The 255-nt window shown below is 49.8% G+C and carries 1 rRNA gene; it reads right to left on the bottom strand.

What is annotated here, in order from left to right:
* Positions 1-148: 148 nt before the first annotated feature.
* Positions 149-255 (bottom strand): 16S ribosomal RNA (locus MRBLMS1_RS24680); the annotation flags it as partial.

Here is a 255-nt window from a genome sequence, read left to right as displayed (position 1 = left end):
CTGGTTGGACTCGAACCAACGACCCCCGCGTTATCAACACGGTGCTCTAACCAGCTGAGCTACAGCCCCAAATGCTGTTCTTTATATTAACAGCCGATAAGTGTGAACATTTGATGCGTGAATCATTACTGATTCGTGCAAACTCTAGAAAGGAGGTGATCCAGCCGCACCTTCCGATACGGCTACCTTGTTACGACTTCACCCCAGTCACGAATCCTACCGTGGTAAGCGCCCTCCTTACGGTTAAGCTACCTA

The organism is Massilia sp. LMS1-1-1.1, assembly GCF_040815535.1.
In the GTDB taxonomy this organism is placed as follows: Bacteria; Pseudomonadota; Gammaproteobacteria; order Burkholderiales; family Burkholderiaceae_D; genus Janthinobacterium; species Janthinobacterium aestuarii.
The sequence above is the reverse complement of the archived record's forward strand: the minus strand, read 5'-3'. Positions and strand labels throughout refer to the sequence as shown.